Annotated in this window: 12 protein-coding genes; 10 read left to right on the top strand and 2 right to left on the bottom strand. The window is 36.8% G+C overall.

Annotated features, from left to right (window positions below):
• The first annotated feature begins 374 nt into the window (after positions 1-374).
• The 6 genes from purU to F7984_RS18485 all read left to right on the top strand — a co-directional run bounded on the left by purU (position 375) and on the right by F7984_RS18485 (position 6,327).
• On the top strand, positions 375-1,274 hold the full coding sequence (purU, locus tag F7984_RS18510; protein ID WP_066109543.1) for a formyltetrahydrofolate deformylase: 900 nt from the start codon (positions 375-377) through the stop codon (positions 1,272-1,274).
• A 48-nt stretch (positions 1,275-1,322) separates the two neighbouring features.
• On the top strand, positions 1,323-2,261 hold the full coding sequence (locus F7984_RS18505) for a DNA-binding transcriptional repressor DeoR (protein ID WP_066109542.1): 939 nt from the start codon (positions 1,323-1,325) through the stop codon (positions 2,259-2,261).
• A 256-nt stretch (positions 2,262-2,517) separates the two neighbouring features.
• Positions 2,518-3,819 (top strand): pyrimidine-nucleoside phosphorylase, encoded by a 1,302-nt coding sequence (locus F7984_RS18500; protein ID WP_066109539.1) that lies wholly within the window; start codon positions 2,518-2,520, stop codon positions 3,817-3,819.
• A 31-nt stretch (positions 3,820-3,850) separates the two neighbouring features.
• A complete protein-coding gene (gene deoC, locus F7984_RS18495; protein ID WP_066109538.1) occupies positions 3,851-4,525 on the top strand; it encodes a deoxyribose-phosphate aldolase in 675 nt (224 codons plus the stop codon).
• A 31-nt stretch (positions 4,526-4,556) separates the two neighbouring features.
• The gene (locus F7984_RS18490) at positions 4,557-4,955 is read left to right on the top strand and encodes a cytidine deaminase (protein ID WP_066109535.1); all 399 of its coding nucleotides are present in this window, start codon (positions 4,557-4,559) and stop codon (positions 4,953-4,955) included.
• A 187-nt stretch (positions 4,956-5,142) separates the two neighbouring features.
• On the top strand, positions 5,143-6,327 hold the full coding sequence (locus F7984_RS18485) for a NupC/NupG family nucleoside CNT transporter (RefSeq protein ID WP_066109532.1): 1,185 nt from the start codon (positions 5,143-5,145) through the stop codon (positions 6,325-6,327).
• Between the two features lie 61 nt (positions 6,328-6,388).
• On the opposite strand, the gene F7984_RS18480 is transcribed toward F7984_RS18485, so the two are convergent.
• Entirely contained in the window at positions 6,389-7,057 is a 669-nt protein-coding gene (locus F7984_RS18480; RefSeq protein WP_066109529.1) for a lysoplasmalogenase, read from the bottom strand.
• A gap of 149 nt (positions 7,058-7,206) precedes the next feature.
• On the opposite strand from F7984_RS18480, the gene F7984_RS18475 reads away from it, so the two are divergent.
• Positions 7,207-8,412 carry a class I SAM-dependent rRNA methyltransferase gene (locus F7984_RS18475; protein WP_066109527.1) on the top strand — a complete coding sequence of 402 codons (1,206 nt, stop codon included), beginning with the start codon at positions 7,207-7,209 and terminating at the stop codon, positions 8,410-8,412.
• A 38-nt stretch (positions 8,413-8,450) separates the two neighbouring features.
• On the opposite strand, the gene F7984_RS18470 is transcribed toward F7984_RS18475, so the two are convergent.
• Positions 8,451-8,684, bottom strand: coding sequence for a hypothetical protein (locus F7984_RS18470; protein ID WP_066109526.1), 234 nt, complete (start codon positions 8,682-8,684; stop codon positions 8,451-8,453).
• A 159-nt stretch (positions 8,685-8,843) separates the two neighbouring features.
• Here F7984_RS18470 and F7984_RS18465 point away from each other — a divergent pair, with 159 nt between their 5' ends.
• The 3 genes from F7984_RS18465 to F7984_RS18455 all read left to right on the top strand — a co-directional run bounded on the left by F7984_RS18465 (position 8,844) and on the right by F7984_RS18455 (position 13,107).
• Positions 8,844-9,557 carry a class I SAM-dependent methyltransferase gene (locus F7984_RS18465; RefSeq protein ID WP_077248194.1) on the top strand — a complete coding sequence of 238 codons (714 nt, stop codon included), beginning with the start codon at positions 8,844-8,846 and terminating at the stop codon, positions 9,555-9,557.
• Between the two features lie 1,208 nt (positions 9,558-10,765).
• On the top strand, positions 10,766-12,175 hold the full coding sequence (locus tag F7984_RS18460; protein WP_066109521.1) for a glycosyltransferase family 2 protein: 1,410 nt from the start codon (positions 10,766-10,768) through the stop codon (positions 12,173-12,175).
• A 17-nt stretch (positions 12,176-12,192) separates the two neighbouring features.
• Entirely contained in the window at positions 12,193-13,107 is a 915-nt protein-coding gene (locus F7984_RS18455; protein ID WP_066109516.1) for a polysaccharide deacetylase family protein, read from the top strand.
• Positions 13,108-13,135 lie beyond the last annotated feature (28 nt).

Here is a 13,135-nt window from a genome sequence, read left to right as displayed (position 1 = left end):
CAGCTTCAACTAATAAAACAATATTTACCTATTTACCCGCTAAGCATACCTTTAGAAACATGAAATGAAAATATAATTAATAAATCGTATTTATTGCGAGAAAATGCGTCTCTTAAGATGGGAAAACAAATAGTCAAAATGAATAAGAATCAACATTCACATGGTGAATAAGAACGTTGGTGAATAAAATTATAATGCGGGAAAATCAACGATTATAAAGGCTTGATGAGGAAGTGCTACATTTTGCTCTTTTACCGAAACAACTAATTTTTTAGGATAAAAATATTTCAACAGGTAGGATGGAATATTTGTGATAAAATGTAGGAAATGTAAGCGGATAAATATATATCTGTGCAGATCAGGATGGTGAGGGAATGGAAACAATCGCTGAAAAGCATGTAAATCTGTATAAAGAGAGTCAGCGAGATAAAGGGCGCCTGCTAATTAGCTGTCCGGACAAAAAAGGAATTGTGGCAGCAGTATCTGATGTCTTGTTTAAACAAGGCGCTAACATCCTGGAATCAAATCAATATTCAACAGACAGTAATGGCGGTACGTTTTTTATGAGGATTGAATTCGAATGTCCTGATCTGGCTGACAACGAGAAGAAACTAAAAGAGGAATTTCTTTCAATAGCGAATAAGTTTAAGATGAAGTGGGATATAATCTTTAACTATCACATAAAGAAAACGGCTATATTTGTTTCAAAGGAGCTTCATTGTTTAAGAGAGCTGCTATGGGAGTGGCAATCAGGGGATTTAATGACAGAGATTCCGATCGTAATCAGTAACCATCTGGCTGCTAAAGAGCTGGTAGAATCGCTGCACATCCCTTTTTACTATATACCTGTGTCGAAGGAAACAAAGGAAGATGCGGAGTTAAGGCAGAAGGAGCTGCTCGATAAACATCAAATCGATCTAATCGTGTTAGCGCGCTATATGCAAATTCTTTCGCCAAGCTTTGTTGAAATGTATGAGAATAAAATCATTAATATTCATCACTCCTTTTTGCCAGCGTTTATGGGAGCACGACCGTATGAAAGAGCGTTTGCACGTGGGGTTAAATTAATTGGAGCAACTAGTCATTATGTAACAGATGATTTAGATGAAGGGCCCATCATTGAACAGGATATTATGCGGGTTAATCATCAGGATAATATTCAGCAATTGAAGAAAATAGGACAATCCATTGAAAGAAATGTGCTCAGCAAAGCTGTGAAATGGCACTTACAGGACAGGATTATTGTTCAGGGGAATAAGACAATTGTTTTTTAGGTCAATGAAATAAAAGAGTGAAAATTAGTGGAAAACTAGGGGACCAAAATGGAAGCAGATAAAAAAAGTAAAGTGATAGAAGCTGCTAAACTTTATTATTTACTGGATTATACACAGAATGAAATTGCAAAAAAACTTGGTGTTTCAAGGCCTACGGTGTCACGTATGCTGCAAACGGCTAAAAGAGAAGGGATTGTCCAAATTAAAATAGATGATATGGAAGAAAATTTGGAGAATCTTGAGGTTAAACTTGAAGAAAAATATAAGTTAAAAAAGGCAGTAGTAACACCTGTACCACAATATGAGGATCACACTATCAAAACTTCTATCGGATTAAAGGCTGCAGAATATCTTGATACAATTGTTAAGGATGATGACATTATAGGAGTGACATGGGGAACGACTCTCTATCATGTGGCAGTGGAGTTGAAGAAAAAGGCAGTAAATAATGTGAAGATTGTGCAGCTTAAAGGTGGAATCAGCCACTCCGAGACGCATACCTATGTATCAGAAATTCTATATTTATTCGGGAAGGCTTTCCGTACTACTCCATTGCATTTACCTTTACCGGCGATTGTCGACCAGGTAGTTGTTAAACAAGCAATGATGGCAGACAGACATATTAAAGGAATTATTGAAACTGGAAAAGAAGCTAATATTGCATTATTCACATGTGGGCCGGTTAAACCAGAATCTCTGCTCTTTAAGCTTGGTTATTTTACGGAAGAAGACTTGGAGATGCTTTATTCTAAGGCTGTGGGTGATATTTGTTCACGCTTTTTCGATTCAAAGGGAAATATATGTAACAACTCATTGAACGAACGTACTTTGGGAATTGACCTTGAAGAGCTGAAAGAAAAAGAATATTCGATATTGGTTGCCGGCGGCACTCAAAAGGTAGATTCCATTCACGCGGCTCTAAGGGGACAATTCGCCAATGTATTAATCACCGATCAATATACGGCAAGGTTTATTTTGGATAAATAAATATATCAGCTATATATGAATATGGTTCTAACCTCCTGTTTATCCTAATAGGAGGTTTTTGGTGTTAAAAAATGGATAAAAGGGTCAATAAGGATACACCCACAAAATGTTTTACATTTGTTCATACTTTAATGTTACTTTTGTTCAATTAATATGGTATAGTTAGTTTTGTAAGTGCTACCAATATTTTCACTTACATGGTTATTCCAAGTAATGGTGGCTATTTTACGATAATTCAAAAATGAGGTGTAAAATCATGAGAATGGTTGACGTTATTGAAAAGAAACGTAACGGTCATGAGTTGAATAAAAATGAAATCCAGTTTGTTATTGAAGGATTTACGAATGGAAGTATACCCGATTATCAAATGTCAGCATTTGCTATGGCGATTTATTTTCAAGGTATGACTCAGGAAGAAAGAGTTAACCTAACTGAGTTAATGGTTGAATCAGGAGATCAAATTGATCTATCACAAATAAATGGTGTAAAAGTAGACAAGCATAGCACTGGTGGTGTTGGTGATACAACTACACTTGTGTTGGCACCTTTAGTAGCAGCACTTGGAGTACCGGTTGCGAAAATGTCCGGACGTGGTCTGGGTCATACAGGCGGAACCATTGATAAGCTGGAAGCTGTTCCAGGATTTCATGTAGAAATTTCAAATGAGGATTTTATTAATCTTGTAAATAAAAATAAAATCGCTGTTATTGGACAAAGCGGTGACTTAACACCAGCTGATAAAAAGCTATACGCATTACGTGATGTAACAGCAACAGTAGATTCTATTCCTCTAATTGCAAGCTCCATCATGAGCAAGAAAATTGCAGCTGGAGCAGATGCTATTGTCCTGGATGTTAAAACAGGCGATGGGGCATTCATGAAAAACCTTGATGATGCAAAAGAATTAGCAAGAGCAATGGTTGATATCGGGAATGGAGTTGGCAGAAATACAAAAGCTATCATTTCAGATATGAGCCAACCACTTGGATTTGCAGTAGGTAATGCATTGGAAATCAAAGAAGCGATCGACACATTAGTAGGTAAAGGTCCGGCTGATTTACATGAATTATGCTTAACGTTGGGAAGCCATATGGTCATACTAGCTGGTAAAGCTGAAACAACTGAAGAGGCACGTGGCATGCTTGAGGAAGTTATGCATAATGGAAAAGCGCTTGAAGTATTCAAAACATTCCTTGCCTCACAGGGCGGAGATGCATCTGTGATAGATGATCCATCCAAACTTCCAACGGCTAAATACCTTATTGAAGTCCCTGCAAAGACTTCTGGATATGTTTCTGGTATTCAGGCAGAGGAAATTGGTGTTGCAGCTATGATGCTTGGAGCAGGCCGTGCTACGAAAGAATCTGTAATTGACTTGGCTGTTGGAATTGTTTTGAATAAAAAAGTTGGCGATGAAGTTGCGGAAGGCGAATCACTTGTAACTGTACATTCCAACTCAGAAGAAATTGCTAATGTATTAGAAAAAATTTATGGAGCATACAACATCAGTACTGAAAAAGTACAGGCTCCAACATTAATTTACACAGAAATTCATTAATATAAGCTTTTTGGAAGGCAGGAATTAAGACATGACTACAAAATTAACATCTTTAATCGACCATACGTTATTAAAAGCGGATGCTAGAGAAGAACAAGTAACGACAATTGTTGAAGAGGCAAAGGAATATAAATTTGCATCTGTATGTGTGAATCCAACATGGGTAAAAAAATGTGCAGAAATGCTAAAAGATACACCCGAAGTAAAAGTATGTACAGTAATTGGTTTCCCTCTTGGAGCGAATACTCCTGAAGTAAAAGCATTTGAAACTACTAATGCAATCGAAAATGGTGCAGACGAAGTCGATATGGTAATCAATATCGGTGCTATGAAGGATGGCCGTTATGATGAGGTTGAGGCTGATATTAAAGCAGTAGTTGATGCAGCAAAAGGTAAAGCATTAGTAAAAGTTATCATCGAAACATGCCTATTAACAAAAGAAGAAATTGAGAAAGCATGTCAGTTGGCTGTTTCTGCTGGTACAGACTTTGTTAAAACATCAACTGGATTCTCTACAGGCGGCGCAACAGTGGAAGACATCGCTCTAATGAGAAAAACAGTTGGAGCAGAAATCGGTGTTAAAGCTTCCGGCGGCGTTAGAAGTCTTGAGGATGCTAAAGCGATGACAGAAGCTGGTGCTACACGTATTGGTGCAAGCTCTGGAGTCTCTATTGCAAAAGGCGAAACAGCAAACTCAGACTATTAATTAATTGAAGAAGTATGTGGGAGGTTCCCTAATGGATAAAAACAGTTTAATTCAAGAAGCAATCGAAGCACGTAAACAGGCATATACACCTTATTCTAAATTTAAGGTGGGAGCAGCTGTCTTAACTACAAGTGGACATGTTTTCCGTGGATGTAATATCGAAAATGCATCATACGGCCTGACAAATTGCGCTGAACGCACAGCCATATTTAAAGCTGTTTCAGAAGGTGAACCAAAAGTAGAGGCAATTGCTATTGTTGCTGATACGGAAGGTCCGGTTTCACCATGTGGAGCTTGCCGACAAGTAATAGCTGAGTTTAGTGATAACAATACAAAAGTCTATCTATCCAACTTGAAGGGTGATCTGTTGGAAACTTCAATTGCAGAATTACTGCCAGGATTTTTTAAATCGACGGACATGGGGAAATAAAGTGAAACTAATGCCTCGGTGGGGTCCCGCCGAGCAATAGTTGAACAGGATAATTTAAGTCATTAACCAAGAGCAGTTTTCGGCTCCAATCTCTAAACAGGTAATATTGGAGCCGGATTCTGTAAAGTAGAATGGGTTTTTAGTTAAGGTGTACGTAAAACAATCTAAACATCTTAGTGGAGGAATTATGAAATATTTAATTTCAATCATCGGGTTACTTGCAGTGGTAGGGTTGGCTTTGTTAGTGAGTTCAAACAGGAAACAAATCAAGTATAAATATATTGGGTTAATGGTTGTTATTCAGATTGCATTAGCAGCTTTATTATTAAATACTAAATTCGGCTTTGTTTTAATCCAGGGGATTGCCACTGTATTTGGATATTTACTGGAATTTGCAGAAGCAGGGATATCATTTGTGTTTGGCGGAATGGCAAATGAAGGAGAAGCACCATTTTTCCTCACAGTTCTATTGCCAATTGTTTTTATATCCGTGTTAATCGGAATATTACAGCACTTTAAAATACTTCCTTTTATTATGAAGGGAATTGGCCTTCTGTTAAGTAAAGTGAACGGAATGGGTAAACTTGAATCATACAATGCAGTTGCCTCAGCTATGGTCGGACAATCAGAGGTATTCATAACGGTGAAAAAACAATTGGGGCAGTTACCGCCTCACCGTTTATATACTTTATGTGCATCGGCTATGTCTACAGTTTCAATGTCGATTGTCGGAGCATATATGACAATGATCGATCCTAAATATGTCGTAACCGCTTTAGTGGTCAATCTATTTGGTGGATTTATTATTGCTTCACTGATCAATCCTTATGAAGTCGATGACAAAGAAGATATCCTCGTTGTAGCAGAAGAGGGCGAAAAACAAACCTTTTTCGAGATGATCGGCGAATATATCATGGATGGCTTTAAAGTCGCAGTTACCGTAGGTGCCATGCTAATTGGTTTCGTGGCATTAATGGCGTGTATAGATGCCTTGTTTGATATGACTATTGGTGTATCCTTCCAACAAATACTTGGATATATCTTTGCACCGTTTGCCTTCATAATGGGTGTACCTTGGTCTGAAGCAGTATCCGCAGGTGGAATCATGGCTACTAAACTAGTGACTAATGAGTTTGTTGCGATGATCAGCCTTACAGAAATAGCAGATACGTTTAGTGAACGTACACTGGGAATCATCTCTGTGTTCCTTGTATCCTTTGCAAACTTCTCCTCAATCGGAATTATATCTGGTGCAGTGAAGGGTCTACATGAAAAGCAAGGGAATGTGGTAGCGCGTTTTGGCTTAAAATTACTCTTTGGAGCTACGCTTGTAAGCGTATTATCCGGTATCATTGTAGGGTTGGTTCTTTAATCATATAGGTTAGAAAAAAGCAGATTCGAGTGAGAATCTGCTTTTTTGATAGGTTTGAAAATTATCCTCTTAAAGGCTTTATATGCAAAGGAGTGGTCTGATCAGATGTCTTGCTAATACTGGAGGCTATTGTGTATTGAGCAGCATAATAAGTTGACATGATTAAAAAATGCGAGTATGGAACATCAGATATAAACATATTCCATGATAAGATAGTGTCAGAAATAACGAAGAGCAAGCTGCCGATTATCGCATACATATTCCCGGTCATGAAGGCTGCCCATGCCATAAAAGAAATAGCGCCAATATAAATGACAACAGGAATAATCAACCCATCATTTCCCGCCTCTTGAAGAGCATTTATAAGTTTATTGCCGATGATTAGGTCAAATGCAAGGAGCGGGATAATGGATAAAAGGCGAATTTTAGAGGAATTCCATTTCTTTAGAAAGCCTGCAATATAAATGATATGTCCGATCAGAAAGAAGCTTAGCCCAACTATAAACCAGTGAAGCAGCCCGTCGCCGAGCATACAAAAAAACAGGCCGGTAAGGATGAGTCCTTTATTTTTGTGTCCTTCAGCAGGTTTTTGAAGATAGGCAAAGTAGATAATTAACCACATTGGAATAAGCTTGAATAGCAATTTGATTCCAAACGGCTCAGCTGGAATGAAAAAGATATAGATAATACTCATTACTAAAATGAGAAGAGTAAGTAATTTAACCTTCATGTAATTCCCTCCTTCCTGTGAATGTAACATAAAGTATTTGATGGAGATAGCGGAAAATCCTTCATTTTACTTAGTATTAGTTTTGAGAGGAAGGCAGTTTTCGATATACTGTAAGTAGAAAAGATTAAAAGAGAGTATGTGAAATATAGATGAGTTCAAGTTATAAGGAAATAATTTGTGAAGTAAAACCAAGAGATAGCAAAAAATTAAGAAATGGATTTCCGCTTATTTTAAAGGAGGCTATTGTGTCTCCTCAAAAATTGCAGGAGGAAGGTCAAATTCTTAAGCTTGTTGATGATTCAGGTCGCTTTATTGCCAAAGGATATTTTGGAAAGCAGAATAAAGGATATGGCTGGGTATTAACAAGACAGGAAAATGAATCTATTAACCAAGCGTTCTTTGATGAGAAAATTCAAAAGGCTCTAGATAAGCGAGCGCACTATTTCCAACAAGAAGATACAACAGCTTTTCGTGTGTTCAATAGTGAGGGTGACGGAATTGGCGGTCTCATTATTGATTTTTATGATGGATATTTTGTCATTCAATGGTATAGCCAAGGGATCTACTCATTTAAAGAATATGTTTTAGAGTCTTTACGCAGATTAACAGATTTTAAAGGAATCTATGAAAAAAAACGTTTCGATACAAAAGGAAAATACATTGAAGATGATGATTTTGTTGTAGGGCAAGAAGGTGAGTTTCCAATCATCGTAAAGGAAAATGGCGTAAACTTTGCAGTCAATCTAAATGATGGTGCTATGGTAGGTGTTTTCTTAGATCAGCGTGATGTACGTAAAACAATCCGGGACCACTATGCTAAAGGAAAGACCGTTGTAAATATGTTTTCTTATACGGGAGCCTTTTCTGTGTTTGCGTCATTAGGTGGAGCGAAAAAGACGACCAGTGTGGATCTTGCCAATAGAAGCCGGGCTAAAACGATCGAACAGTTCAGTGTAAATAGCATTGATTATGAAGCACAGGATATCATCGTAGAGGATGTATTTAAGTATTTTAAATATGCACGCAGAAAAGAGTTAAAGTTTGATATGGTTATTCTCGACCCGCCAAGCTTTGCCAAGTCGAAGAAATTCACCTTCAGCGCAGCAAAGGATTATACAAATCTGCTGAAGGAATCAATCGCAATCACGGAAAAAGGTGGTCTGATTGTTGCTTCAACAAATTGCAGTCTGTTTGGAATGGATAAATTCAAATCTTTTATCGATAGTGCATGTAAGGAAATGCATCAGAAATATAAAATTGTTGAAGAATTTTCATTGCCTGATGATTTTAGAATAATCAATGAATACCCAGAGGGTAATTACTTAAAAGTAGTGTTTATCCAGTTAGCAAGATAACAAAAATGGCCTCGTAATGAATATACGAGGCCTTCTTTTTAGAAAAATAAAGCTCCGAGAGCAAAGCCGGTAATAAGGCCAAGTCCAACTGGATAGCCCCAGCCTCCTCCGCCCCAGCCCCAATAGCCATAGCCATTCTGACCGCCATGTGGCTTAATCCATACATGGCTTCTAGTGACTCTTGTGATTGTCCCGGCATGAACACGATTATGACGGTCAGTTATGCGCACATTTCGACCAATATGTTTATTGCATAGATTGTAATAGTTCATTTACCTGATGCCCCTTTCGAATAATGTCTTCTTTGTATTGTATTGATAGATGGACAACTTGACTGTTTGTTTACCCAAAATTCCAATAAAAATCCGACGCTAAGCCAAGAACCAAAAAAAAGAAGAGGCATACAATGTGTAAAACACTGACAGAGGTGGATGATGACCACATTTACGTATATGGATTTATTATCTAAGCTTGGAATTGGAGGAGCTCATCCGGGAGGACTAAGGGCAACAGAAATCATGCTGAAGGATGAGCCTATTACTCAAGACACCGTCATTCTTGATGCGGGCTGTGGTACGGGACAAACCAGTGCTTATTTGTATAATACGTATCAAGCGAACATTATAGCGCTCGATGCCCATCCGATCATGATTCAGAAAGCGAAGAACAGGTTTTTGCAATTGCAATTACCTATACAGACAGTAGAATCCTCGTTGGAAGCTATTCCAATGAAGAATCAATCCACTCATTATGTTCTGGCTGAATCCGTTCTATCCTTTGTTGAAATAGAGCCTGTTCTTAGAGAAATGCTAAGAGTGTTAAAGCCTGGTGGTGTTTTGTATGCCATAGAACTGACCATGCAAGGAACTCTTTCAGAAATAGAACAAAAACAGATTGGACAGTTTTATGGATTTCAACAGATGTGGAACGAGGATAGATGGAAAGACGCAATGAATAAGGCAGGGTTTGCGGACGTACAAATTAGAACATTGCCCTCCTTTTATGATGATCATGAGCCTCTGACAGAATTTCAGCCATCAGAGGATGTGCCGGATGCTTTATTTGATCTACTGGAACAGCATGAAAGGTTTTTGCTTCAATATCGTGACGCGATGAGTTACCGAATTGTACGTGCGCAAAAATAGCAATACAGTGCGGCCGTAGAATGAATCAAAATCTATTCATCCGCAAGGAAAAGCCCTTTAGTTAATATTTATTAAGGGGTTTTATTCTTACTTGTTAGGTTGATGATACAATCATTAGATTCATTCTTGAACACCGAGGGGTTTACAGAAATTTTATCAATCTAAGGTTATAAAGTATTAACTTCTTCTTCAAAGTTGATCTCTACTAAGAGTGGTAATCTATTTAACATTTCCTCGGAAATTTCATGAAAATAAATCTACATAATCACCCCAGCTTAATTTTGCGTACAAGGGATTGTTTAAATACCGAATTGACATACGTTCAATCAATTTTGTCGTTCGGCAATATGAAAGTCATTAAATGAAATAACTACAAAATGAATGTATCTACTCAAAAATGGATTGCATATGGATCTTTTTCTGTTCTATGTTTAAGTATCTTTTTTACTACGTATTGTCGCAATATACCAAAGCTTAACGTTAGTACTAGCAACCCGTTTTCTTTAAGCAGATTATCATTAAGCTCCTCCACTGTAAGGCTTGGTGCTTGCTTTGAATTTTGTAAAAACATGCAGTTAAACACTTTATTGATCGTGTAATATGGACGTCCCTTTAAGTAGAGCCGATATCATTTTATTAGTCAGTTTAGCAGTGAAAACCACATATTTAATTTTTAAATTAAAAAATATTTTAAATTAATATAAAAACAATACTTTAGAACTAAGCATATAGAGCTATATTACTATGGATTGAAAAAATACCTACACTATAATTGATTCTTTTATCCTGTCTTTTTAGCAGATTTGACCTATTTTTAAAAAAAAGTGATGTCGAATGGTAGTATATTATGTCTTTTCGCACATTGACTTTAGGTAACAAGAATCATTATCATGGAACCTAAGCTTGTCAGAAAATTACTATATTTTTATAATTATGTAATTCGAACTACACACCTGCTTTTTCCCCTCGAGTAAGAAACAATGTCCTATTTAGATGAAATTCACTAAAAAGATAATCTTACACAGTTATAGAAACAGGAATAGCTCAAATTAGCTATAAGGGTTATGGCATCTCATCTAAAATGAGTACCTATGTGTAACAAGCCTTTAGAAGACAAGGCTTTTTACTTTCAATAGGTACTTTTATTTTTAAGATAATAGTTTTAGATGAGCTTTTATCATACATATCTATTGATAAGGAGGATTTAAATGGATTTAACAATTGGACTAATTTTTACACTTATTTTGTATGTTATCTTTTTTGCATTCCAAATTCTCTATATCATTGTCCCTCTTTTTAGTGTAAATAGGGAACGGAGTAGAATAGTGCGTGAACCGGAAGATGGTATATCCATCCTTATACCTGCTTACAATGAGGAAACGGTTATCAAGAATTGTATTCAGGCAATCCTGCATGTCGATTACAAAAAATATGAGGCATTTATCATTAATGATGGTTCGACGGATCATACTATGGAATTGCTTATTTCCATGCTGGACTTAAAGAGGGTTGAAAAGGAGAAAGCCGCACAGATTTCTCATAAACCTATCAAAGGAATTTACCAGTCTACATTATATCCGTCCATCTTTATCATTGATAAAGAAAATGGCGGTAAAGCTGATTCTTTAAATGCTGGAATTGAGTTTGCTGGATATGAAACAATCATTACCTTGGATGCTGACAGCGGACTGGATGTAAAATCATTGCAGATCATTAATTCTGCATTTAAGGATAATAGTGTTATTGCAGCAGGCGGAATGGTTCATATTGGACAAGCTTTCTATGGCGATTATACAAATCCAAAGCCGAAATTTAATATATCCCACCTACTACGATTTCAATTCTTGCAATACTTAGTTAATTTTTATCTTTATAAAATTACACAGACAAAATTCAAAGCTTTAGCCATTATTTCAGGAGCGTTTGGTGTCTTTAAGCGAGACGCATTATTTGAAGTGGGAGGATATCGCATTACTGTTGGAGAAGACATGGACATTACGATGAGGATACAACGTCTGATTAAGACAAATTATCCTTATAAAAAAATCCTTTTCATACCTGAAGCTGTATGTTTCACAGAAGGTCCCGAGACATTCAGAGACTTATTCAAACAACGGATTCGTTGGCAAAAAGCATTTATCGACTGCATCATTACATACGGACCTTCGCTGCTTACAAAATTCGGTCCAGGCATCTCACTGTTTTTGATTGTGGATGCATTAATGCTTGGAACATTAACAGCATTCCCGACCTTAATTATTCCTTTCGTAATGCTAATTATGGGTGAGGGGGCTATATTAGCGCTTATGTTATTTGCTTTTTCTTTCAGCCTCGGGGTTTTCCAAAGTTTAGTGGCCATGATTATTACCAATCGATTTGGATATGCATTCTCAAGGATTGACAAAATACGGATTGTATTCTTTGTTCCATTCGAAATTGTCACATACCGTTTTTTAGGCGTTTTATTCAATACTTTTGGTACTGTCGGTTATTTTATAAACAAGAACAGTTGGAATAAGGTGAAGCGGGTAGGCGGCCAACATCAAACCTATGATGAAGATATACAGGATAACGGAAAAGTAATTGATCTGAATGAACATAAAAAGAGTGCGGGCTGAGGAGGATTGTTTCAGTTTTGAAGAAAAATGTAAATCTTATATTCCTAATTGTTTTTATAGGGCACTTCACATTATTAGCCGGCTATTTTACAAATAATTTCGATACAATTGCCCATGCTAAATTCAGTTTAAGGGTGGATAGACCATTAGATATTGAAAACACCGTTAATGTAAGGGATTTTAAAGTTAAAGAAAACGATAAGGCAGAAAAAATTACTGTCTTGATGTACCACAGAGTCATCGATAATAAGGATCTTGTTAAAAATCACTATGATGAAGATGGAAATCTTCATGGTACAATCGTCACTTTATATGATTTCGAAGCGCAAATGCAATATTTGAAAGATAAGGGATTCAAAACGCTGACATTGCCCGAATTCCAGGCCTATATGAAAGAAGACATTGCGATACCAACTAAAAGTGTCCTGATTACTTTTGATGATGGCTTTAAGGATAATTATATTAATGCGTATCCTGTCTTAAAGAAACATAATTTCAACGCATCAATCTTCCTGATCACAGGAGGAATAGACCGAAATCCTCGTGATTATGATCCTGCTGACGCGCAATTTTTAAGCGTTAAAGATATTAATAAAAGCTTAGATGTTTTTAGTTATCACGGGCACGCCGATGAATTCCATAAACTCGATGACAATGGGGTATCATATTTGATTTCAAAGGAATATGAAGATGTAAAGGCTGACATTCAGTCTGGCTATGAAACCATCGGCGATTCTAGTGCATTTGCTTACCCATATGGGGAATATAACAAATCCACTTTAGAAATCCTGAAAGAACTGGATACTGATATGGCCTTCACTATAAAAGATGGCATGGCTTCTCCAGGTGATAATATGTTGGAGATACCAAGAAGAGGTGTTTATCCAGGGACAACTCTGGATATATTCGATAAACTAATAACTTACGAATGATAATACTAACCATTATTGTGAGGCTGCA

It is taken from the genome of Pradoshia sp. D12, assembly GCF_008935075.1.
Classification (GTDB): domain Bacteria; phylum Bacillota; class Bacilli; order Bacillales; family Pradoshiaceae; genus Pradoshia.
The sequence above is the reverse complement of the archived record's forward strand: the minus strand, read 5'-3'. Positions and strand labels throughout refer to the sequence as shown.

Coding starts and splice junctions, on each gene's coding strand:
- purU (WP_066109543.1), top strand. CDS start 375: ATGGAAACAATCGCTGAAAAGCATGTAAATCTGTATAAAGAGAGTCAG.
- F7984_RS18505 (WP_066109542.1), top strand. CDS start 1,323: ATGGAAGCAGATAAAAAAAGTAAAGTGATAGAAGCTGCTAAACTTTAT.
- F7984_RS18500 (WP_066109539.1), top strand. CDS start 2,518: ATGAGAATGGTTGACGTTATTGAAAAGAAACGTAACGGTCATGAGTTG.
- deoC (WP_066109538.1), top strand. CDS start 3,851: ATGACTACAAAATTAACATCTTTAATCGACCATACGTTATTAAAAGCG.
- F7984_RS18490 (WP_066109535.1), top strand. CDS start 4,557: ATGGATAAAAACAGTTTAATTCAAGAAGCAATCGAAGCACGTAAACAG.
- F7984_RS18485 (WP_066109532.1), top strand. CDS start 5,143: ATGAAATATTTAATTTCAATCATCGGGTTACTTGCAGTGGTAGGGTTG.
- F7984_RS18480 (WP_066109529.1), bottom strand. CDS start 7,057: ATGAAGGTTAAATTACTTACTCTTCTCATTTTAGTAATGAGTATTATC.
- F7984_RS18475 (WP_066109527.1), top strand. CDS start 7,207: ATGAGTTCAAGTTATAAGGAAATAATTTGTGAAGTAAAACCAAGAGAT.
- F7984_RS18470 (WP_066109526.1), bottom strand. CDS start 8,684: ATGAACTATTACAATCTATGCAATAAACATATTGGTCGAAATGTGCGC.
- F7984_RS18465 (WP_077248194.1), top strand. CDS start 8,844: ATGATGACCACATTTACGTATATGGATTTATTATCTAAGCTTGGAATT.
- F7984_RS18460 (WP_066109521.1), top strand. CDS start 10,766: ATGGATTTAACAATTGGACTAATTTTTACACTTATTTTGTATGTTATC.